A 19,574-nucleotide genomic window follows, 5' to 3' on the forward strand; every position below is an offset into this window, starting at 1 on the left:
TCCTTGGTAATTGTGGTGTTGATCAAACCACATATTTTCCCTGAAAATCAAAGCGCACCAGTCTTTGCTAGTTACGCTGCTGTGTGTACTTATTCGGCAAAGCCTCAATTGATGTACACGCCAACCTTTGGCGGTTAAAGCGTGGAGTCGGTAACTGCATCGTTATCAACATGACGCGAAGCTTTCAGGATGCCGGCAACATACTCGACCTTCTGAACTTCTGCTCGGGCAATCGTGATAGGGCGGTGATCCTGGTTGATGCTGGTGAACTGATACTCCTCATCACGCGTATAATTCAGAACTTTGATCATGTTATGGCCATCACTGGTCCTAACGAAAACTTCATCACCCGGATGCACCGTTGTGCCAGGCTCAATCAGAACGAACTCACCTGACTGGATACGTGGCCACATGCTGTCACCCCTGACACGAAGCCCATAAGCATTCGGATCATCGCTGTAAATCTTCAGCCATCCACCACGGTATTCGACCATGTCGATCATGCCATCAACTCCTAAAACGGCATCACCAACTACAGGGACGAGCCCTGGTCGAACCTTGCCTACATATGTGATGTTTTCATCTATCGCATCGCCATATAGCAGATGAGATGGAGAGCATTCTAATGCTGCCGCGAGAGACAGTAAATTATCTCCTTTTGGCTCCGTTTCTGAACGCTCCCATTGCGAAATCGCAGCGTTAGATACACCAACCTTTTTAGCCAAGATCACCTGACTCAGCTTCTTCGACTTTCTCAGCGCATGAATGCGCTCGCCTACGGTTTCTTTTTTCATAGTTAAGTAATCTTAAATCTAGTTGACTTAAGATTCCTTTAGTTAAATAATTGAAGATATCTTAAATTAAGTGAGGTGAAAAATGCTCAAAGAAAAAGTGGTCAAGCACTATGGATCTCAGCGTGCGATTTCCGCCGCTCTCGGTGTTAGTGATTCGGCCGTATCTCAATGGGGTGAAGTCATCCCTGAAAGAGTCGCGCTGAAATTAAGCCGTATTACTGGCGGTGTCCTGGCTTACGACCCTTCGTTTTACAAAAAGTCTACCGCCCCAGCGGCTTAACCAAAACCACAGAAGCGGAGAAACCTTGTGGACAACAAAGACTTTCCTACCCAGGACGACATCAGCGAAGCGATACACAAGCTGATCACTCAGTTCCCAGGCAAGTACAGCACGATGGCGAAGGAGTTGGATCCGGTAGCCGGCACTGAAAACGCACTGCGTAACCGCGTCCGCCAGGTATCAGGACAGGTAGTGCCGTTGGGCATGGCTGTTGAGATGGAGTCGATCTCTGGCCGTTCAGATATCACCGAGGCGATGTGTAAACACGCTGGTGGTGTATTCGTGAAGCTTCCGGAAATCGAGCAGGCGGATAACGAAGAGTTGTTGATCAAGTTCAACGAGCTGATGTCAGCACTAGGCCTGTTTGCAAAAGCACATAACGAATTTACAGCTGATGGGGTGCTGGACAACGACGAGAGCAGAAAGCTGAAAGCTAAGGGTTACCGGGTTCAATCGCTGGTGGCGGAGATATACGCCGTGACGGTGATGATGTTTGGAGAGGGTGACGCCCAGGATATGCGGTCCCGGGCGTCGAGTGCATCAATTAAACGTGTGGAGTAATTAACGCATGAACAGAGTAACAGAATCTCGTTTGCGTGGGCAATTTCGTTGTGTAGCTGCGAGCTGCGCTAAACCGCCAGTGCCGTTGCGTTATGTGATGAGAATACCCGGCGGCTGGTTGCCTGTCACCCACAGCGCATTGCAGGAAGTTGTGGGTCGTTGCAAATATTTGGCACTGCCGGCGCCGGGAGCTGCACTATGAGCGTGAAAGTCTCAAGTTACGTCTGGGACGGCTGCGCTGCGCACGGTGTGAAGGGGACCAAGCTGCTTGTAATGCTTCGTCTGGCTGACTTCTCGAACGATGAGGGGATCTGCTATCCGGGTATCGAAAAGATTGCCCGTGAGATTGGTGCTGGCCGGAGTACGGTCACCACTGCAATAGGCGAACTGGAAAGTGACGGATGGCTGACACGCAAGGAACGCCGTAGAGGGCAGCGCAACGACAGCAACATTTACACCCTGAATGTGCCAAAGCTGAAGGCCGCGGCATTAAGCGTCGAGTCTCACCGTCCAGTTTCTGACACGTCAGAATCTGACCATTCAAAATCTGACATGTCAGGATCTGAACGTTCAGAATCCGACCGTTCAGAAAACACGAAAAAGGGCAGTTCTCACCCGCCAGAATCTGGGGGGGATCCGTCAGTAAATTCAAAACAAGATCCATCAGTAATAAAACCTGTTGGTCAACCGGCTACGCCAGCCGACCCGCAACCCGCCGATTCTTTGAAAATCGATTATCAGGTTGTTCTCGAAGCATTCCACACCACGCTGCCGGAATTGCCCAAGGTTATCAAAATCACTGATAGCCGCCGTAAGGTGCTGCGCAAGCTCTGGAAAGAATACGACCTGACCGAAGAGAAATGGGGCGCTTACCTCCGCTACATCGCCAAAAAATGCCGTTGGATGCTGGAAGACCGAGCAGACACCAACACTGGCAAGACCTGGCGCAAAAAGGACTTCGACTACCTAATCACCGAGACGTGCTACCTGAGCGTGAAAGAGGAGCGGGCTAATGACCTGCCAAAAGTTCAGAAGTTTGACAACGCTGCGCGAGACGAGGCTTACACCCGCCTGATCTCTCAGCGTCGTAAGCCACAAAACGAGGTGGAACGTCTGGCTAAAGAAATGGCTGGGTCATTGGGCCGCATGAGTGATTACGACGCGCGTCGGGCATTTGTAGGCATTTGGGCTCAAGCGGTCACCAAGGCAAGCGAGAATGACTTAGCGAGGTTGGCATCATGAAAAAATTAACGATTCCAGTGGACGTGTTCGAAAGCGATCGCGTTAACAGCGGCATCCGCCGATTAATCCTCGCAGGCATGCTGAAGGACAACCCAGAAAACCAGATGGGGAGAGTTATTCAGGCCGCGGTCGGCGCCCAGTGGATGACGCTTCGCGACCTGGAACGAACCGTTTTCATGATGTTTTACGTAGCTGACACCCAGGCGGCGATTAGTGCCCGGCTGCGTGAAGTTGACCCCAAACTGCATGGGCTGGTGAAGGAAAAACGCACGTTGAAAGATCCGGACACGGGCAAGCTGGTTTATTTCTACCGCCTGGTAGCCATAGAGGAGCAGCCAGCATGAAATTAACGTTGCCATTCCCCCCAAGCGTTAACGGCTACTGGCGCTCGCCGAACAAGGGATCATCCCGTGGACGTACTTTGGTCAGTGAGCGAGGCAGGGCATTTCAGGCAGAGGCTATCGCTCAGGTAATGGAGCAACTGCGCCGCCGGCCGAAGCCAATCAGCGCTGACATATCGGTAGCGGTGGTATTCTACCCGCCAACAAAGGCTCGTCGGGATCTGGATAACTTCTTCAAGGCATTGTTTGACGCTATGACGCAGGCTGGTGTGTGGCTCGATGACAGCCAGATTAAGCATATAGATGCCAAGTGGGGGCCGGTAATCAAGGGCGGCAAGGTAGAGCTACGGATCAGCGAGGTGCAGGCATGAGAGGGATACTGAAGCCGATCGTTGTCCGCGAACTGGGGCAGGTCATCTTAAAGCCAGGCAATGACTTGCTGACGATGTTCGGTGACCGGGTGATGGTGGCCACGGTACCGGCTGAGTTTCGTGAAATGCCGTCAGGTGCATTACCGGCAACAGAACAGCAGCTGGCCATTGACCCGCGCTTCCGTCCGTTCTTCCAGCATGAGCGCGTTCTTTCTGCCGCTGGTGGCATTAACAGCCTGGAGAGCTGGCTGGATCGTCGTCATGACTGTCAGCGCCAGTGTGCCGAGGACGATTATCACGACAAGAACATGGAGACCATGCGTTATGGCACCGGTGCTATTCGTCTGTGCTGGCACCATTCGCATATGTACCGTGATAAGACGATGGATGAGCTATCAGCCACAGCAGAACAAAATATTGCTGATTTCGTGGTGTATCGGGCCAGAGTTCATTTCATGTTTGAAGAGAGCCATCAACTGACTTTGCCGGAGCTGTGCTGGTGGGCCTGGGTGAATGAGGTCATTGATCTGTTGCCTGAGAATGTCGCGGCGGCATCACTGCGTATCAAGCCGACCACAATCCCATCAGGTACCCGGAAAGAGGCCGATATAACCCCCAGTCTGGCACCAAGCCAGATGATCGCCGAGATAGCCAAGAAGGCTGCAAAGGTGTTGGTAATCGATCCGGAGCCGCCAAAGGCATTATTCAAGATACCGAAGCGTGAACGCTGGACGAGCGAAAAATTTACACGCTGGGTTAAGTCTCAGCCGTGCGCATGTTGTGGCGGATCGTCTGACGACCCCCATCACATCATTGGTCATGGCCAGGGCGGCATGGCAACCAAGGCACATGATTTTTTTACTATCCCGCTATGCCGGAAACATCACGATGAGTTGCATCGTGACCTGTCACGGTGGGAAGAAGAGTACGGCAGTCAGATCGAGGTGTGGTTCAGGTTCATCGACTACTCGTTATCGGTCGGTGCAATTTCATAAGTGTGGAGTAATAGGCGAGCTGGCATGCGGGCCAGACGCCTGGAGATTAAAGCATGAGAGATATGTACGAAATTTTGGAACGGTGGGGTGTGTGGGCGCGCGAGGACAGTGGGATTGATTACTCACCAATTGCAGCGGGATTTAAAGGGCTGTTGCCCCCTACATCGAGTGGAAAGCTATCATGCTGTGATGATGATGGGTTACTGATCGACGGGTGTGTAAGTCGGCTTAAGAAGTACAAACCAGAAGAGTACGACCTCGTTATTGCACATCATGTTTACGGTATGTCACTGCGCAAGATTGCTAGAAAGCTAAAGTGTTCAGATGGAACGGTAAGGAAGGATATGCAAACAGCCGAGGGATTTATTGGAGGGTGTTTATCAATGTTGGATTCAAAATTAAATATTGATAATTAAATCAATTAAATAGCCCAATTTACGTTGGGCTATTTTAACTTTTCGAGAGTAGCTTTAACTCTTTTATTCTGAGCTTTTCGCTGTTTGATTTTTGCTTCAAAATCATTAACTTCCTTGATCCCAAGAACTGAAGGAATTATTGAATAAAAAGAACAAATCATTAACGAAACTGCGAGGTTAGTCAGTAATTTAATGTGATTTTGTATTACCTCATTCCCATTTGAAAGGCTAAGTATTGCTATAAACAATATTATTGTGATTTGAATTATTAGCAGGATTATTGATGAGTTTCTTTTCCTGTTAACAAGGAGTGCAAGCCTCCTAGCTTCACCTTTACTTATGTCTTCGACGACATTTTTCCTAGTTTCTGAAAGCTTATGAAACAAGGCTATGCTATAAGCAATGGGCGCTAACAGTATAGTTAGTACGCCCCAAGGTATTGATGATAAAACAATATATTTATCAGCAATTTTCCAGGCTACAAAAAACAACAACACGATAACAACCAAGTGCATCGCTGCGCTAGGTAGAAATACTGTTGATTTTTGTCCTGTAATATTAGTCATCTTTATGCTCTATTTGTCCCGCATTCACGAGCGTCATAAGCCATTCGTGCATTTGGCTATAAAGTTCATGTTCATCTATCAGGCTGTTATGCATAGTTAACTTGACTGTGTTCCATAACCTAATATCTTTCCCTGTTAACTTAGTGCCGCCAACCATTTCCACTGTGACATCTTCGTCCGGATAGTGCCTGGTTGCATCAACCAAGTTACGTAACATACGTTCGCCGCTATCAGAAGTCTTGCGTTTATATGTGATTTTTAAGGTGACTTCTAAATTAGCATCATCTAAGCAATCTTCCAGCTTACTAGATTTAATAAAGTTTTCCCACTTCTCAGCGAGCATGATTTTCAGCATATCTGATGCTGTTCCTGTCGGTACCCAGCTTGGGTTAGCGCTTCCTTGGCTCATATCATTGATTGCCGCCACTGGAGCGCCTATAGATACAGACTTCACAGGACGCTTAAGAACCTCCTCAATGATCTCCTCTTTGGGTTTGTCGGTAACTTTAAGCAAACACTCTGGAGGAATGTTGTTAGTCAATGTCCCCAGCAGCCACTTCAGATGAATTTCTAGCTCACGAGTTGTTAAGGCTCGCGACTGCATAACAACTATACTATTACCAAAAACACCAAAATAGAGAATAGAATCAATGAATTCTCTGATTATTTTCTCTTGTTCTGTTTGTAGACTTTCAGCCTCAGTTACACTCATCTTAGACAATTCTTCTGATGTCACAGACCGAATTTCATAAGATTCTGCATCATTCTTTAACTGGATATATCTCTGTGAATGCCCAGGTTCAAAGGCAACCAATTGGCAGAACAAAACCCCTTGAAATGTTTCATTTTTGTTTATTAACCTGAACAGGTTTTCTTCATTGGGGTTGACCATCTCCTTTCGCATATCCGCCTTGGTATGCTTAGTGAGTAACTCCTGTAACATTTGCTGCAATGTTTTGGTGGACCCAGGGATAGATACATCTTTATAGATGATTTTTTTATTCTTGATCTCTTTTGACATTTCACTTCCTTATCACATAAATGCGCACACTCAAGTTGAAATCATAATCGTGGTAATGATTTGAATTTAAACTAATTTGCTAATAACAAGAGGTATACTCTTAAAATACTATAAAATTCTTCTTATGCGTACGCATAAACTGCTGTAACGTGATAAGAGTGGTTACGCAGTCACGTAGCTTACCCAATCAGAAACCTCGCTTCGGCGGGGTTTTGTCGTTTTTAGCCTCCTTGCCAAAACAGTCAACCACAACGCAAATACATCCTGTCTCTGAGTGACTACGGCGGGAGGCTAAACCATTTCTATCACCCGGTACCGGGACAGAACCCCGGAAGGGGGAGGTATGAAAATGCCCCACAATGACAATGCCTTCCTAAGTTGGCTGGCAAATCTCTATTCGAACAATGCCAACTGGATAAACGGCATGGTAATTACATCAGCCTTGGCATTTGGTCGCGTTCTTTTCTACGGCGGAAAGATCCGAACCGCCTTGGTGGATGCATTACTCACCGGCCTTATAGCAGTAACTACTGTTCCAGTCCTTTCCCCATTGTTAGTTCGGTCCATTGAGATGCTACCGGGCATGGGTGACGTGCTATCCAAAACCGAGACGATGAAAATTGAGCTGTTTGTGTTCTCAGTGCTGGGAGTTATCGGTGCCAGGGTAATCCGTGAAGCCGCGATATCGATATTGCAGCGGATCAGCGGCTTGAATAGGAAGGGGGTTAGTGATGCAGATAAGTAAAAAGGGGCGCGGTTTCATCAAAGGGTTTGAAGACCTTCGCTTGATGGCTTATCCAGATCCCGGTACTGGTGGTAAGCCGTGGACGATTGGCTGGGGTCACACCAAGGGAGTGAAGCAGGGTGACCGCATCACGCAGGAGCAGGCAGAGCAATTCCTTTCTGATGACTTGGCCTTGTTTGAGCTGACGGTAAACAGCGCCATTAAGCGCTCAATGACGCAGAACCAATTTGACGCAATGGTATCGCTGGCATTCAACATCGGCGGATCTGCGTTCGCAGGTTCAACGCTGGTGAAGAAATTCAACGCCGGTGATGCAAAAGGCGCGGCAGATGAATTTCCCAAATGGAAGAACTCTGGTGGCAAGGTTATGCCTGGGTTGGTGAAGCGTCGCACGGCAGAACGCGAGACGTTTTTGTCATGAGCACCTCATTCAGCTTCCGTACGATGGCGGTAGGTCTATTGCTGGTGGCTCTGATTATTGCTGGCAGGCTGGCGTTTTACTTTCACAGCAACGCAGTAAAGGCTGGTGACCAGGTTAAGCAGCAGAAAGAGGCGCTGGCGCAGCAGTCAGGACTGATTGCCACCATGCAGGAACAGGACACCCGTAACCGCGCGCTGATGGCAGAACAACAAAAGAATAATCAGCAACTGCGCCAGCAGGGGGAAACGTACCAGAGGAAATTACGCGATGCACTTAAAAGCGATAAATGTGGCAATAGTCCTATGCCTGCCGCTGTTATTGACCTCCTGCAGCAAAACGCAGCCACCGGCACCGCAACAGGTCGTGCTGCTACCCCCTGAGTCCGTATTCATCCCATGTGAGCAACCACAATTGCAGGGTGACACCTGGGGCGATGCACTGAGCTACACGCTGGAGCTTCAGACGTCACTACAAATCTGCGCTGGGAAAGTCGAAGTTATGGATTTATGGAGGAATTCGATATTAAAGGGGGGAACTGATGCTATAAGTTATTCAGGTACGCATTTTATTCGTAAATATACTCCGTTGAATTAACCACGGAGTATATTGTTAGAAGTTAGTTATTTCCTGACTCAAATTCACTAATTAAAATTCTAACACGGTCTGCATAACCTGGATTTTTGGCTAAGAATTCATCAGGTGAGTAAGTATTTTCATCACCAGACCACTTCAATTTACCAACGTTTTCTGAGTAACCCTCTCTAACTCGGTAGGTTCCATCTTCGAGTAGATCTAAGAAGATATAGTCTTCACGAGTTTTATCATTGCCGCTATAAGAGATTCTTTTACTTTTTGTCATTTTTAACTCCATTCTGCGAGTTGCAGTATTAATTTTGGTGGATTTACTGTGGATGTAATATTCTACATCACATTGTGTTAGGATATAAGCTAAAATCAATATAGTGAACTTGTGAATTATTTACTTTGTGTTGTTTCTACTTTCTCGAACAGACGTCGTGAATGTCATACAAACTCGGCAATCTGCCAAAAGAAGAAATGGATAAGGTGAACGTTGACCTTGCAGCGTCAGGCGTAGCGTACAAAGAGCACATGAACCAGCCAGTGATAGCTGAGCAGGTGTAGCGAGAGTAGCCTGAGCATTTCGTGAATACTTCCGTGAGCGCGTGGCGCATTACCGAGATGTGAGCAAAAGGCTACCTACCGGATCCGCCCGGTATACCTGAAAATAGCTGAGGACAATGGTAAAAAGTAGTTTTGAAATAGTTTTAATTCATATTGTTATTATTAGTGATTATTTTAATGATTCTTAAAAAACTTTCAAAGTATGTCATCCCCGGATTCACGATGATGCTCATAGCAAATGCCAGTTTTGCGTCAAGTGATGATTCGGTTAATTACACAGAAAAGAGGCGACTACACTGCAAGCTTCTTGAGAGAAATATTAACTTCTCACATAGCAAACCAATCGGAAGCCTAAATTCAGGTTGGCTTCGCAAGATAGATGGCACATTTGCTTCTATCGAGATAGATGGTTGGAATGTGCAGCGCTATGGTAAAGAGGGGTTTACCGATAGAGGTGGAAAGCTCTTTATCCATGAGGACTGGGGGGCGGAAGTCATAGCTGACCGTGACACTGGCTATGTATCAATGCAATTACCCACAAGAAGCGGGGAAATGTTGTATATGAAGTGGTTTTGCAGTGTTGGACCAAATTTATCAAAATAACAGAACCCGCTACGGCGGGTTTTTTATTGCCTATCACAGAGTGCCCAAACCGACGCTGCGTAATGCACGATAACCAAGGCCATCATCCCCATTCTGGGAGCGATGGACTGAAAAGTGATAATGATTCTTATCATTGTGGGTCCTTCCTGGAGTTCAAAACACCGAGGGGCGGGAGACGCGCGAAAAGTCGCTATTTATGAGTTTTTTAGACGCGGATCCTACTTCCTTCTCACTTAATACCTAACCCATTGTTTTTAATTGATTCACCTATAGCCAAAGCGGGAAGCGATCCGGCTGGGATCCTCTCGATTTTCGGGAAATCACTTCCCGGTTAAAAAAATGTTAATAAAAAGGAGTTTCGGGGGGATTTATGAATGTAACAAAGGCACAACTGGCGGATCTCTTCGAAGTTTCAACACGCACTATCACCACTTGGCAATCGCAAGGGATGCCGGTTGTGGCCGGCGATGGTAATGGTGGTAAAGGCGGGGAAAATACCTATTCGACAAAGGACGTTATTACCTGGTACGCCGACCGCGAGGCCTCGTTAGAAAACGAGATATTGCGTAAAGAGCTGGATGCCCTGCAGCAAAGCGGGGAAGAGGCCTTGCAGCCCGGCACTATCGATTATGAGCGCTACCGTTTAACCCGCGCTCAGGCCGATGGCCAGGAATTAAAGAACGCCAAAGACTCCGCCGAGGTAGTGGAAACCGGCTTCTGCATGTTTGTCCTGTCAAAGGTTGCGGGGGAGATTGCCGGCATTCTTGACGGCATTCCTCTCTCAATGCAGCGGCGCTTTCCTGAACTGGAAAATCGGCATATCGAATTTTTAAAGCGGGATGTGGTGAAAGCCATGAATAAAGCGGCTGCGCTGGATGAAATTCTTCCGGGGTTGCTGAATGAGTATATCGAACAAACGGATTGATCGGCTGCGTTATTGGGTTGCCGCCGGTCTGCGTTCGCTATTCCGCCCCGTTCCTATGACGGCGGTCGAATGGGCTAACGAATTTTATTACCTCCCGAAAGAATCCTCCTATCAAGAGGGGCGCTGGGAAACGATGCCGTTTCAGGTTGCGATCATGAACGCAATGGGGAGCGATGACATCCGGGAGGTAAACCTGATTAAGTCGGCGCGCGTCGGCTATTCAAAAATGTTGCTGGCCGTCGTGGCGTATTTTATCCAGCACAAACAGCGAAACGGGCTGTTGTGGCAGCCGACGGATGGCGACGCTGAAAATTTTATGAAGTCGCACGTCGAGCCGACGATCCGCGACGTTCCCAGTCTCTTGGCAATGGCGCCCTGGTACGGAAAAAAACACCGCGATAACACGCTTTCGATGAAGCGTTTTTCGAACGGTCGGGGTTTCTGGTGCCTGGGAGGTAAAGCGGCAAAAAACTACCGTGAAAAATCGGTCGATTATGTTGGCTATGACGAACTGGCCGCCTTTGATGAGGATGTGGAGAAAGAGGGTTCGCCGACGTTCCTGGGCGATAAGCGCATAGAAGGCTCAGTGTGGCCAAAGTCGATACGCGGATCTACACCGAAAATCAGGGGCATATGCCAGATAGAACGCGCCGCCAGTGAGTCCGGGCATTTGATGCGTTTTCATGTGAAATGCCCACATTGCGGCGAGGAGCAGTTTTTAAAGTTCGGCGATCGTGAAACGCCATACGGTTTTAAGTGGGAATCAGGGAAGCCGAAGACTGTTTTTTATCTCTGTGAGCATAACGCCTGCGTGATACGCCAGCAGGAACTTAATTTTAGTGATGCGCGTTATATCTGTGAAAACACGGGCCTTTACACGTCTGATGGCCTCCGCTGGTTCGAATCGACGGGGCAGGAGGTTGATCCACCTGAATCAGTATCCTTTCACATCTGGACCGCTTACAGCTCGTTTACTACCTGGGCGCAAATCGTTAAGGACTTTAGAAAGACGAAGGGCGACCCGGGCAAGCTGAAAACGTTCACCAACACGACGCTTGGCGAAACCTGGGCCGAGGAAGTGGGGGAGCGGCCGTTACCTGAAACCCTGCTCGAGCTGGCCGAACATTACCGGGCAGAAGTGCCCGATCGTGTGGTTTACCTCACCGCCGGCATTGACTCCCAGCTTGACCGTTATGAAATGCGTGTTTGGGGCTGGGCGCCAGGTGAAGAGGCATTCCTGATCGATCGCGTGATTATCATGGGTCGGCACGATGAAGAGGAAACGTTGCTGCGTGTTGATGAGGCCATCAACAAACAGTACCAGTTAGCCGACGGCACGATCATGACCATTGGCCGCGTTTGCTGGGACTCTGGCGGTATCGATCCGGCGATTGTTTATAACCGTTCGAAAAAGCTGGGCCTCTTCCGGGTAATACCGATCAAGGGAGCCAGCGTTTATGGGAAGCCTGTGGCCAACATGCCGCGAAAGAAAAACAGCCATGGCGTTTTTCTGACAGAAATCGGCACTGACGTCGCCAAAGAAGTCATTTACAGCCGCTACAAACTGGAACGTTCCGCTGATGGCTCCCCCGTTCCTGGGCTTATCCACTACCCGAATAATCCGGCGGTTTTCGACCTGGCCGAAGCCGAGCAGATGACGGCAGAGGAACTCATAGAAAAATATGAGAAAGGGAAAATTAAATTGCTCTGGGACGCCAAAAAACGCCGAAACGAGGCCCTCGACTGTTTTGTTTATGCCCTGGCGGCTTTGCGTATCAGCGTTTCGCGCTGGCAGCTGGATTTGGATGTGTTACTGGCCAGCCGCCAACAATCACCGTCCGGCCAGCAGGCCAGAAATAATAATGACTTGGCCGCCCTGGCGGCTCAATTGGGAGGATAACGTGGCGACACTGGCACAATTGGAAGAAGCCCGAAAAGCCTTACATGAACTGCTAACGGGTAAACGTGTGGCATCGATTCAAAAAGACGGGCGCGCCGTGACATTCACCTCCGCCACGTTAAACGAGCTGCGCGCCTATATCTCTGATTTAGAGGTTCAACTGGGGTTAGCCAGTCGGCGCCGAGGTCCGGCGGGGTTCGGGGTATGAATAAAAATCAAACTTTACTCGGCCCGGATGGCGCGACGCCGCTGCGTGAGTACGCCGGTTATACAGGCGGCGGTGTGGGTTTTGGTGGCCAGATAGCCGGCTGGCAACCCTCTTCTCAAAGCGTGGATGCCGCATTACTGCCGCAATTTGAACGGGGGAACGCCCGGGCTGATGACCTGGTGAGAAATAACGGCTACGCAGCCAATGGCGTGCAGTTGCACCAGGATCATATCGTCGGCTCCTTCTTTCGCCTTAGCTATCGGCCAAACTGGCGATATCTCGGCATCGCTGAGGAAGAATCCCGAGCGTTTTCTGACGAGATAGAGGCGGCCTGGCGAGAGTACGCAGAGGACCCTGATTGTTGCCTGGACGTGGAGCGCAAACGAACCTTTACGATGATGATCCGTGAAGGCGTGGCCATGCACGCGTTTAACGGGGAGGTCTTTACCCAGCCTTGTTGGGATCGTGCTCCGCATCGACTGTTTCGAACACAGTTTAAAATGGTCAGCCCCAAACGTATCCGAAACGCGCCCGGAGTGCTCGACAGCAAAACGCAGCGCGCCGGTGTTTCGCTGGACAAATATGGTGCCGCCATTGGTTACAACGTGGTGGATGACAGCTATCCGAGCTGGGGCACCCGCCGCGTTTCCTACGTGCCCCGTGAGCTGGCAAATGGTCGGCCGGCGATGATCCACATTTTTGAACCCCTGGAGGATGGCCAGACGCGTGGAGCCAACCGGTTTTACAGCGTGATGGAGCAAATGAAGATGCTTGATACGCTGCAGAACACGCAGCTGCAGAGTGCGATCGTTAAGGCGATGTATGCCGCAACCATTGAATCTGAGCTGGATACAGAAAAGGCGTTTGATTACATCCTGGGGGTAGGGAACGTGAAAGGCCAGGAACCCCCGATGAATAAATTCCTGGAGCAATACCTGATTTATTACCAGGCCGCGCAAGTGAAGTTTGGCGGCGCCAAAGTCCCGCACCTGTTCCCAGGGGACAAACTGGAACTGAAAACCGCGCAGAACGCGGATAACGGCTATTCAGTCTTTGAACAATCGCTGCTGAGATACATCGCTGCCGGTCTGGGTGTGTCCTATGAACAGCTTTCCCGCGATTATTCGCAGGTGAGTTACTCCAGTGCCCGGGCATCGGCTAATGAATCCTGGCGTTACTTCCTTGGTCGCCGCAAGTTTATTGCGTCACGCCAGGCGAGCATGATGTTTTCCTGTTGGCTGGAAGAAGCATTGATCCGTGGGGTGGTAAAAATGCCATCCCGCGCCCGTTTCTCATTCAGTGAGGCGCGATGTGCCTGGAGTAATTCAGAATGGATCGGCGCCGGCCGCATGGCCATTGATGGCCTGAAAGAAGTGCAGGAGTCCGTCATGCTGATAGAGGCGGGCTTAAGTACCTTTGAAAAGGAATGCGGCAAGCTGGGCGAAGACTATCAGGAGATTTTCCGCCAGCAGGTTCGGGAGGCAGAAGAACGCAAGGCAGCCGGCTTAACACAGCCTGCGTGGGTGGCTGCAGCTTTCCAGGCTCAGCTGCAGAATTCTACACAAAACGAGGGGGGTCAGCGTGGATCAAGCGCGTAACTTGCCCCATATCGCCAGTATGGCACTCAATGAGCCGCTTTTATTAGAACCCGCCTACGCGCGGGTTTTCTTTTGCGCGTTGGGTAACGAGCTGGGCATGGGGCGCCTGATTGATGGCACAACAAACACGGTCTTATCACCGCCGCAAATGACCGAATTAGCCGCGTCCTATGGTCCCGGACGAATGACTGTCTCGGATAACGGCTATGACATCCAGGGTCGGATCGCCATTGTCCCGATATCGGGGACGTTGGTCAGCAAGTCCGCCGCTTTGCGTCCGTATTCTGGCATGACCGGCTACAACGGGATTGTTTCCAGGGTAACAGCGGCAATTAACGATCCCGACGTTGACGGGATTTTGCTCGATATGGACACCCCGGGAGGGATGGTCGCCGGCGGATTTGATGCGGCCGATATTATCGCCCGTCTGCGTAGTCAAAAGCCGATCTGGTCATTGGCCAACGATATGAACTGCAGCGCCGGTCAGTTGCTGGCCAGCGCGTGCTCTCGGCGCCTGGTCACGCAAACGGCCAAAGCCGGCTCTATCGGGGTGCTGATGGCCCACAGTAATTACGCCGGCAATCTGGAGCAAGCCGGCGTCGATATCACCCTGATTTTTGCCGGTGCTCACAAGGTGGACGGGAATCCCTGGGAAGCCTTGCCAAAGGAGGTCCGGGCAACATTTCAGGCAAAAATGAACGCGATCCGACAATCCTTTGCGGAAAAAGTATCGGGCTATACCGGTATTTCCGTTCAGGCGGTGCTCGATACCGAAGCGGCCGTGTATACCGGCCAGGAATCGATAGACGCAGGTCTGTCTGATGAGTTGGTTATCAACACCGATGCGTTAGCGGTCATGCGTGAGGCTATCAGTCACTCAAAAGTAACCCGGTCTATAGGAGGCCAAATGTCAGTAAATCAAACCCAAACCGTAGCGGATACGCCAACCGGGTCGGAAGTGGCCACAGCACAAACGGCAGCGGATCCGGCAACGGCTCAGCCCGCAGGAAGTGTAACTGCGGCCGTTAATGATGCCATTCAGGCCGAAAATGCCCGCATCATGGGGATTTTAGATTGTGATGAGGCCAAAGGCCGGGGCGTCTCTGCGCGTGCCCTGGCAGCTACGCCAGGCATGACGGTAGAAAATGCCCAGCGCATTCTTGCCAGTATGCCGGAAAGCGCTCAGGCCCGGACTGAAACGGGACTTGATCGCCTGATGGCTGATTCTCCCGAAGCGCTGGGCCAGGGGAGCGGTGAAAACAAGGCGCAAGACGGGGTATCGCGTTTAGCGTCATTCTTAACGCAAGGGGAAAATGCATGACCGTAGAACAGCGTAATGATCATCGAGTTTTTGCCGGCAGCGATACGGCACACACCGCAAAGGCCAGCAGTGGGCTGACCAAGGCAACTCTGGCACTGACGCCTCTGATGCTTGCGGCCGAAGGCGGTTTACTGGTGGCCTGGGATGGCGCAGCGGCAGGAACGGCTGTCGCCGTGTTGGCGCTAGCACATGATGGTATCGCACCCTTGCTGACCTATTACAAGTCGGGGACGTTTGCTATTGAGGCTATCGCCTGGCCTGACGGTGTGACCGATCAGTTAAAACAAAATGCGTTTATCGGTACCGCCATCAGCGTTGCTTAAGACGGTTTCCCCCTCATAACTAAAGGCTGCCAATTGGCGGCCTTTTTATTACCAGAAGGAGGGCCTATGGGCCTGTTTACCACGCGTCAACTGATTGGCGTAACCCAGGACAAACTCAAGTTTAATGCGTTGTTCCTGAATCTGTTTTTTAAGCGTGAAATCACTTTCGATACCAAAGAGGTGATGCTGGACAAAATTACCGGTCGGGCGCCGATAGCCATGTACGTTTCTCCTCAGGTAGAGGGCAAGGTTTTACGTAATTTGGGGGGGATGACACGCACGCTAAAGCCCGGGTATGTCAAACCGAAACACCAGGTTACACCGGATATGGTCGTTGACCGTTTGCCGGGCGAGGACCCTGCAATGTTGGCGGATCCGGCGTACAGGCGTGAACGTGTTATTGCGCAGAATCTGAAACAGGAAGAGGAATCCATTGTTCAGGTTGAAGAAATGCAGGCTGTTCAGGCGGTATTAAAGGGTAAATATCTGATGGAGGGGGAGCAATTCGAGAAAGTTGAAGTCGATTTTGGTCGGAACCCTGCAAACAACATTATTCAGAGTGGGGCGGCGGCCTGGTCAAAACAGGATCAGGATACCTTTGACCCGACGTTTGATCTGGATATGTACGCCGACCAAAGTAACGGCGCCATCAATATTGCCGTGATGGACGGATTATCCTGGCGCGTCTTGAACGGGTTCAAATTGTTCCGTGAAAAGATGGATACCCGACGCGGGTCTAATTCTCAGCTGGAAACGGCGTTGAAAGACCTGGGGGCCATTGTCTCCTTCAAGGGCTATTACGGCGACCTGGCTATTGTTGTGACGAAAGGCCAATACGCGAAAGAGGACGGCAAAACAGCGCGCTATATGCCGGATAACACCATTGTGCTGGGGAATACGTTGGCTGATGGTATCCGCTGTTACGGCATGATCCATGATGCGGAGTTTGTCGCAGAAGGGATCACCGTCGCTAAACGTTATCCGAAAAACTGGATCACAAAAGGCGACGTGAGCAGCGAATACACGATGACTCAATCCGCCCCGCTCATGGTGCTGCCAGAGCCTGACAATTTCGTTGTCATCACAATCGCATAACGCCGATTAATCAGGCAGGGGCTACGGCCCCTTTTCCCCTGTTTTAGAGAGAGAACACAATGGCTAATAAAGACGAGTTGATCACCAAGTTGGACGAGCTGGGTAAGGTGCTGGGCCGTGAGCTGAGCACAGAAGGGACTATCGCAGATCTGCAACTGCGTGTCCGCGAAGCCGAAGAGGAAATTGAGGCTCTGGAGGAAGACGGCGACGGTACAGACGGTGGCACCGGTGGGGCGTCTGGTTCCGATCCGTTGCTGCAGACGACCACCGAACAACGCCAGCCAATGGCGCCAAAATCAGAAGGCGAAATCGAGTGGGTAACGGTCCGCGTGCTAACGACGTTGCATATCAACGCATTGCATGAAACGCGAAATCAACCCGTGAAAATGGCGTATGCCGGCGATACGGTCCGCGTGCTGGCCTCGGACGTGGACGACCTGGAAGACGCTGGCCACGTGACAGAGCTTTAAGGGGGCGGCATGGATGGGTTCGATAACCTTTTTGATGAGGCCCTTTTCGATGCTGACAGCCGAATTATTGAGGTGATGGGGCGGGAAATGGTGGTGTCTATCAATGGTGCGCCGACGCCTGTCCGTGCCGTTTTCGATGAGCCTGCCGCTGATACTTCTCTGCCTTATGGCGCCGCAACGGTCCAGGACGTCGCCCCTCGGTTATTTGTTAAAACGGCGCTGATTGCTGGCCTGAAACCGAAAGATCGGGTGGAGATTGGCGCGGAGGCCTTTTGGGTGGTGAAAGTCGGCCCCGACGACACAGGAACCTGTGTTGTTACATTGGCGCGCGGAGTGCCAGGGAAGCCCGCGCCGGCGATCGACAAATGGAGTAAATGATATGGCCCGAGCAAGCAGGTTAAGGCGAGATTTACCCTTTGATATCGATCTGCAGGTACTGCAGCGGATCGCAATTTCTGCCGGCGCCAACCATACGCAATACATGCGCGCGTATAGCAGGGCCTTAAATCGCACCATGACAACGCTAAAAAAACGCGTTGTCGGGGATATGAAAGCCGGCATAGCGCCCCGTAACTTATCCCTTATTCGTAAGCGTCTGTTGTCGTTTCGCTTAACCCGTGGCGCGCAGCTGGACGAGGGGAAATTGTGGTTTGGTCTGAATGCAATCAAGGTTAAGGATCTCAAAGGCCGCGTTAAGGGCCGGCTCCGTCCCCACCATGACCGCAGGGACCCCCAGACAGGGCGATTTATTGCCGCCAGGCGTAGGGCCTCGGCAGAGGTTGGTTTTGAACCTAAAGGCGAATTGCTGACGGCTAAAAACTTCCCTGATGGCGAGGTGGGCCGAACGCGTGCCGGCCGGCGAACGGTATTAATTCGCGACCCGCAGACCCGCCGCGCGAAAGAGGCGGAGGTCGATATTTACGCCCCGATGCTGGACTACATCGAAGATAACGCCTTTTCAGATGTTGCACGGATTTTCTTCCATCACTTTGAAATGGATTTAAAAGGCCGCGTGAAGATGCGGATCAACGTGTGAGGGACGTATGCCAACACCGATTTTAATGGCCAGCTATCACGATGCGATATTGTCTGCGCTGCGCGAAGTTGCGTGGGTAGTCAATGCTGATGATTACCCGGAGGTGGTCACGCAGTTGGAAACGCCGGCGGTGTATTTGTCAATCGCCGGCTGGGAGAATTCCCCCGGTTCTGATGGTCAGTTGCGCGTTGAATTTGAACACGATCTCTTTGTTGTTGTGGACCGCTCAGCGACGGCCGACATTTCAAAACCTCAGATTTATATTCGCACGGCTGCAGCTGACCTTAGCCAATGGATAGAGGGTAAAACGTTTGGGCTTGAAGGGCTGGAGCCGGCGGAGTTTGTCAGAGCCGGCCCCGATGATTTTGATGTGGCGATGGATGATTACATCGTCTGGCGGATCACCTTCACCCAGGTGGCCGCGATGGGTGAAGATCCGTTTGAATCGAAAGCTGGCCCACTGAAAAAGGTATTTTTGGGCAAGGCTCCGAATATCGGCAGCGCGCACATTGACGACTATCGGCTGATCTACGAGAAAAAAGAGGGCTCCGGCGATGAGTGATGACGCGTTATCAGACCTGCAGCGCCGGGTTGCCAATATGGTCCGCCGAGGGGTTATTCATTCGGTAAAGCATGGCAAGCAGCCGTTTTGCCGGGTGGATATAGGCGATAACATCACAACCTGGCTCCCGATGTGCCAGGGTTTCGCCGGCGCCCATCGCAGCGACTCCAACCCCTGCGCAGTTGGGGACCCTGTGACCGTGTTATCTGAGGCTGGCGAACTGAATAACGGCCGGGTTTTCCCTGGCTGGAATACGGGCGCCATGCCGGCGCCAGAAGGCAGCGAGGCGGAGCACATCACCCGATACAGCGACGGCGGCGAGTTTCGCTACAACCGCGAAGACCACGCCTTTACGCTGGCACTGCCGGAGGGCGGCACCTATGAAATTATCGGTAAAGGGACGTTGCGCGGGCCGGTAGAAATAACGGACACGTTGACGGTTAAAGGAAAAACGGAGCTGCAGGCGGATACTGCAGTCACCGGGGACCTGTCCGCCATGGGAGAAATTTCCGACGGCAAAAGCACGCTGGCCCGGATCCGGGAAATTTTCAACGACCACACACATCCCGATCCGCATGGCGGGGACACCGACAAACCGAACAACGAAATGTAACCCGCTCCGGCGGGTTTTTTTATG

The 19,574-nt window shown here is 51.1% G+C and carries 27 protein-coding genes and 1 pseudogene; 24 read left to right on the forward strand and 4 right to left on the reverse strand.

Translation table 11 applies throughout. The annotated features are described in order from the left end of the window. Positions 1-134: 134 nt before the first annotated feature. Positions 135-794 (reverse strand): helix-turn-helix transcriptional regulator, encoded by a 660-nt coding sequence (locus M2407_RS05315; RefSeq protein WP_259216961.1) that lies wholly within the window; start codon positions 792-794, stop codon positions 135-137. Between the two features lie 82 nt (positions 795-876). On the opposite strand from M2407_RS05315, the gene M2407_RS05320 reads away from it, so the two are divergent. The 7 genes from M2407_RS05320 (at position 877) to M2407_RS05350 (ending at position 5,000) form a co-directional block, all read left to right on the forward strand. After that, positions 877-1,074 (forward strand): Cro/CI family transcriptional regulator, encoded by a 198-nt coding sequence (locus tag M2407_RS05320; protein WP_198639951.1) that lies wholly within the window; start codon positions 877-879, stop codon positions 1,072-1,074. Between the two features lie 27 nt (positions 1,075-1,101). After that, positions 1,102-1,635, forward strand: a complete 534-nt coding sequence (locus M2407_RS05325) for a YmfL family putative regulatory protein (RefSeq protein ID WP_259216963.1) — start codon at positions 1,102-1,104, stop codon at positions 1,633-1,635. A gap of 198 nt (positions 1,636-1,833) precedes the next feature. After that, on the forward strand, positions 1,834-2,877 hold the full coding sequence (locus M2407_RS05330; protein WP_259216965.1) for a helix-turn-helix domain-containing protein: 1,044 nt from the start codon (positions 1,834-1,836) through the stop codon (positions 2,875-2,877). Further along, positions 2,874-3,221, forward strand: coding sequence for a hypothetical protein (locus tag M2407_RS05335; RefSeq protein WP_259216967.1), 348 nt, complete (start codon positions 2,874-2,876; stop codon positions 3,219-3,221). Before M2407_RS05330 ends, M2407_RS05335 begins: the two co-directional genes overlap by 4 nt. Next, entirely contained in the window at positions 3,218-3,589 is a 372-nt protein-coding gene (locus tag M2407_RS05340; protein WP_259216968.1) for a RusA family crossover junction endodeoxyribonuclease, read from the forward strand. Before M2407_RS05335 ends, M2407_RS05340 begins: the two co-directional genes overlap by 4 nt. Continuing rightward, entirely contained in the window at positions 3,586-4,584 is a 999-nt protein-coding gene (locus tag M2407_RS05345) for a DUF968 domain-containing protein (protein WP_259216969.1), read from the forward strand. Before M2407_RS05340 ends, M2407_RS05345 begins: the two co-directional genes overlap by 4 nt. A 53-nt stretch (positions 4,585-4,637) precedes the next feature. Continuing rightward, positions 4,638-5,000 carry an antiterminator Q family protein gene (locus M2407_RS05350; RefSeq protein WP_259216970.1) on the forward strand — a complete coding sequence of 121 codons (363 nt, stop codon included), beginning with the start codon at positions 4,638-4,640 and terminating at the stop codon, positions 4,998-5,000. 29 nt (positions 5,001-5,029) lie between these two features. Here M2407_RS05350 and M2407_RS05355 read toward each other — a convergent pair whose 3' ends face one another. Both M2407_RS05355 and M2407_RS05360 read right to left on the reverse strand, forming a co-directional pair. Further along, the gene (locus tag M2407_RS05355; RefSeq protein ID WP_259216971.1) at positions 5,030-5,566 is read right to left on the reverse strand and encodes a hypothetical protein; all 537 of its coding nucleotides are present in this window, start codon (positions 5,564-5,566) and stop codon (positions 5,030-5,032) included. Beyond that, entirely contained in the window at positions 5,559-6,587 is a 1,029-nt protein-coding gene (locus M2407_RS05360; protein ID WP_259216972.1) for a hypothetical protein, read from the reverse strand. Before M2407_RS05360 ends, M2407_RS05355 begins: the two co-directional genes overlap by 8 nt. Positions 6,588-6,930: 343 nt before the next feature. Between M2407_RS05360 and M2407_RS05365 the strand changes: the two genes are divergently transcribed. The 3 genes from M2407_RS05365 to M2407_RS05375 are packed head-to-tail and all read left to right on the forward strand — an operon-like array spanning position 6,931 to position 8,133. Further along, a complete protein-coding gene (locus tag M2407_RS05365; protein ID WP_259216974.1) occupies positions 6,931-7,332 on the forward strand; it encodes a phage holin family protein in 402 nt (133 codons plus the stop codon). Next, positions 7,319-7,753, forward strand: coding sequence for a lysozyme (locus M2407_RS05370; protein ID WP_259216975.1), 435 nt, complete (start codon positions 7,319-7,321; stop codon positions 7,751-7,753). The genes M2407_RS05365 and M2407_RS05370 overlap by 14 nt, the downstream gene beginning before the upstream one ends. Beyond that, positions 7,750-8,133 (forward strand): hypothetical protein, encoded by a 384-nt coding sequence (locus M2407_RS05375; RefSeq protein WP_259216976.1) that lies wholly within the window; start codon positions 7,750-7,752, stop codon positions 8,131-8,133. Before M2407_RS05370 ends, M2407_RS05375 begins: the two co-directional genes overlap by 4 nt. Before the next feature lie 236 nt (positions 8,134-8,369). Here the strand turns inward: M2407_RS05375 and M2407_RS05380 are convergent, their stop codons facing one another. Beyond that, complete coding sequence (locus tag M2407_RS05380; protein ID WP_259216977.1) at positions 8,370-8,612, reverse strand: hypothetical protein; 243 nt, start codon at positions 8,610-8,612, stop codon at positions 8,370-8,372. A 161-nt stretch (positions 8,613-8,773) separates the two neighbouring features. Here M2407_RS05380 and M2407_RS26245 point away from each other — a divergent pair. The 14 genes and pseudogenes from M2407_RS26245 (at position 8,774) to M2407_RS05450 (ending at position 19,550) form a co-directional block, all read left to right on the forward strand. Next, a pseudogene (locus tag M2407_RS26245) lies at positions 8,774-9,026 on the forward strand (DNA polymerase III subunit theta). A 47-nt stretch (positions 9,027-9,073) separates the two neighbouring features. Continuing rightward, on the forward strand, positions 9,074-9,499 hold the full coding sequence (locus M2407_RS05390; protein WP_259216978.1) for a hypothetical protein: 426 nt from the start codon (positions 9,074-9,076) through the stop codon (positions 9,497-9,499). Between the two features lie 370 nt (positions 9,500-9,869). Beyond that, on the forward strand, positions 9,870-10,424 hold the full coding sequence (locus M2407_RS05395; RefSeq protein ID WP_259216980.1) for a terminase small subunit: 555 nt from the start codon (positions 9,870-9,872) through the stop codon (positions 10,422-10,424). After that, positions 10,399-12,324 carry a phage terminase large subunit family protein gene (locus M2407_RS05400; RefSeq protein WP_259216982.1) on the forward strand — a complete coding sequence of 642 codons (1,926 nt, stop codon included), beginning with the start codon at positions 10,399-10,401 and terminating at the stop codon, positions 12,322-12,324. The genes M2407_RS05395 and M2407_RS05400 overlap by 26 nt, the downstream gene beginning before the upstream one ends. A gap of 1 nt (position 12,325) precedes the next feature. Then, on the forward strand, positions 12,326-12,532 hold the full coding sequence (locus M2407_RS05405; protein ID WP_026142328.1) for a phage head-tail joining protein: 207 nt from the start codon (positions 12,326-12,328) through the stop codon (positions 12,530-12,532). After that, positions 12,529-14,130, forward strand: coding sequence for a phage portal protein (locus M2407_RS05410; RefSeq protein WP_259216984.1), 1,602 nt, complete (start codon positions 12,529-12,531; stop codon positions 14,128-14,130). Before M2407_RS05405 ends, M2407_RS05410 begins: the two co-directional genes overlap by 4 nt. Before the next feature lie 19 nt (positions 14,131-14,149). Further along, positions 14,150-15,451, forward strand: coding sequence for a S49 family peptidase (locus M2407_RS05415; protein WP_259217323.1), 1,302 nt, complete (start codon positions 14,150-14,152; stop codon positions 15,449-15,451). Next, positions 15,448-15,774 carry a head decoration protein gene (locus tag M2407_RS05420; protein WP_259216985.1) on the forward strand — a complete coding sequence of 109 codons (327 nt, stop codon included), beginning with the start codon at positions 15,448-15,450 and terminating at the stop codon, positions 15,772-15,774. Before M2407_RS05415 ends, M2407_RS05420 begins: the two co-directional genes overlap by 4 nt. A 66-nt stretch (positions 15,775-15,840) precedes the next feature. Then, on the forward strand, positions 15,841-16,869 hold the full coding sequence (locus tag M2407_RS05425) for a major capsid protein (protein WP_122078792.1): 1,029 nt from the start codon (positions 15,841-15,843) through the stop codon (positions 16,867-16,869). Positions 16,870-16,928: 59 nt separating this feature from the next. After that, positions 16,929-17,339, forward strand: a complete 411-nt coding sequence (gene gpFI / locus M2407_RS05430) for a DNA-packaging protein FI (RefSeq protein WP_259216986.1) — start codon at positions 16,929-16,931, stop codon at positions 17,337-17,339. 9 nt (positions 17,340-17,348) lie between these two features. Beyond that, the gene (locus M2407_RS05435; protein ID WP_259216989.1) at positions 17,349-17,717 is read left to right on the forward strand and encodes a head-tail joining protein; all 369 of its coding nucleotides are present in this window, start codon (positions 17,349-17,351) and stop codon (positions 17,715-17,717) included. Position 17,718: 1 nt separating this feature from the next. Beyond that, positions 17,719-18,375, forward strand: a complete 657-nt coding sequence (locus M2407_RS05440; RefSeq protein WP_259216991.1) for a hypothetical protein — start codon at positions 17,719-17,721, stop codon at positions 18,373-18,375. 7 nt (positions 18,376-18,382) lie between these two features. Then, the gene (locus tag M2407_RS05445; RefSeq protein ID WP_259216992.1) at positions 18,383-18,937 is read left to right on the forward strand and encodes a hypothetical protein; all 555 of its coding nucleotides are present in this window, start codon (positions 18,383-18,385) and stop codon (positions 18,935-18,937) included. Between the two features lie 37 nt (positions 18,938-18,974). Beyond that, positions 18,975-19,550, forward strand: coding sequence for a phage baseplate assembly protein V (locus tag M2407_RS05450; protein WP_310445617.1), 576 nt, complete (start codon positions 18,975-18,977; stop codon positions 19,548-19,550). The last annotated feature ends 24 nt before the right edge of the window (positions 19,551-19,574 follow it).

Origin of the sequence: Serratia sp. BIGb0234 (assembly GCF_024809915.1) — a bacterium.
GTDB classification, from domain to species: domain Bacteria; phylum Pseudomonadota; class Gammaproteobacteria; order Enterobacterales; family Enterobacteriaceae; genus Serratia; species Serratia liquefaciens.

Bases quoted from the DNA above. Each gene is read 5' to 3' on its own strand.
- M2407_RS05345 (WP_259216969.1), top strand. From the start codon at position 3,586: ATGAGAGGGATACTGAAGCCGATCGTTGTCCGCGAACTGGGGCAGGTC.
- M2407_RS05390 (WP_259216978.1), top strand. From the start codon at position 9,074: ATGATTCTTAAAAAACTTTCAAAGTATGTCATCCCCGGATTCACGATG.
- M2407_RS05440 (WP_259216991.1), top strand. From the start codon at position 17,719: ATGGCCCGAGCAAGCAGGTTAAGGCGAGATTTACCCTTTGATATCGAT.
- M2407_RS05445 (WP_259216992.1), top strand. From the start codon at position 18,383: ATGCCAACACCGATTTTAATGGCCAGCTATCACGATGCGATATTGTCT.
- M2407_RS05375 (WP_259216976.1), top strand. From the start codon at position 7,750: ATGAGCACCTCATTCAGCTTCCGTACGATGGCGGTAGGTCTATTGCTG.
- M2407_RS05365 (WP_259216974.1), top strand. From the start codon at position 6,931: ATGAAAATGCCCCACAATGACAATGCCTTCCTAAGTTGGCTGGCAAAT.
- M2407_RS05435 (WP_259216989.1), top strand. From the start codon at position 17,349: ATGGATGGGTTCGATAACCTTTTTGATGAGGCCCTTTTCGATGCTGAC.
- M2407_RS05450 (WP_310445617.1), top strand. From the start codon at position 18,975: ATGGTCCGCCGAGGGGTTATTCATTCGGTAAAGCATGGCAAGCAGCCG.
- M2407_RS05350 (WP_259216970.1), top strand. From the start codon at position 4,638: ATGAGAGATATGTACGAAATTTTGGAACGGTGGGGTGTGTGGGCGCGC.
- gpFI (WP_259216986.1), top strand. From the start codon at position 16,929: ATGGCTAATAAAGACGAGTTGATCACCAAGTTGGACGAGCTGGGTAAG.
- M2407_RS05395 (WP_259216980.1), top strand. From the start codon at position 9,870: ATGAATGTAACAAAGGCACAACTGGCGGATCTCTTCGAAGTTTCAACA.
- M2407_RS05425 (WP_122078792.1), top strand. From the start codon at position 15,841: ATGGGCCTGTTTACCACGCGTCAACTGATTGGCGTAACCCAGGACAAA.
- M2407_RS05335 (WP_259216967.1), top strand. From the start codon at position 2,874: ATGAAAAAATTAACGATTCCAGTGGACGTGTTCGAAAGCGATCGCGTT.
- M2407_RS05380 (WP_259216977.1), bottom strand. From the start codon at position 8,612: ATGACAAAAAGTAAAAGAATCTCTTATAGCGGCAATGATAAAACTCGT.
- M2407_RS05340 (WP_259216968.1), top strand. From the start codon at position 3,218: ATGAAATTAACGTTGCCATTCCCCCCAAGCGTTAACGGCTACTGGCGC.
- M2407_RS05330 (WP_259216965.1), top strand. From the start codon at position 1,834: ATGAGCGTGAAAGTCTCAAGTTACGTCTGGGACGGCTGCGCTGCGCAC.
- M2407_RS05420 (WP_259216985.1), top strand. From the start codon at position 15,448: ATGACCGTAGAACAGCGTAATGATCATCGAGTTTTTGCCGGCAGCGAT.
- M2407_RS05400 (WP_259216982.1), top strand. From the start codon at position 10,399: ATGAGTATATCGAACAAACGGATTGATCGGCTGCGTTATTGGGTTGCC.
- M2407_RS05355 (WP_259216971.1), bottom strand. From the start codon at position 5,566: ATGACTAATATTACAGGACAAAAATCAACAGTATTTCTACCTAGCGCA.
- M2407_RS05410 (WP_259216984.1), top strand. From the start codon at position 12,529: ATGAATAAAAATCAAACTTTACTCGGCCCGGATGGCGCGACGCCGCTG.
- M2407_RS05360 (WP_259216972.1), bottom strand. From the start codon at position 6,587: ATGTCAAAAGAGATCAAGAATAAAAAAATCATCTATAAAGATGTATCT.
- M2407_RS05415 (WP_259217323.1), top strand. From the start codon at position 14,150: ATGGCACTCAATGAGCCGCTTTTATTAGAACCCGCCTACGCGCGGGTT.
- M2407_RS05315 (WP_259216961.1), bottom strand. From the start codon at position 794: ATGAAAAAAGAAACCGTAGGCGAGCGCATTCATGCGCTGAGAAAGTCG.
- M2407_RS05320 (WP_198639951.1), top strand. From the start codon at position 877: ATGCTCAAAGAAAAAGTGGTCAAGCACTATGGATCTCAGCGTGCGATT.
- M2407_RS05370 (WP_259216975.1), top strand. From the start codon at position 7,319: ATGCAGATAAGTAAAAAGGGGCGCGGTTTCATCAAAGGGTTTGAAGAC.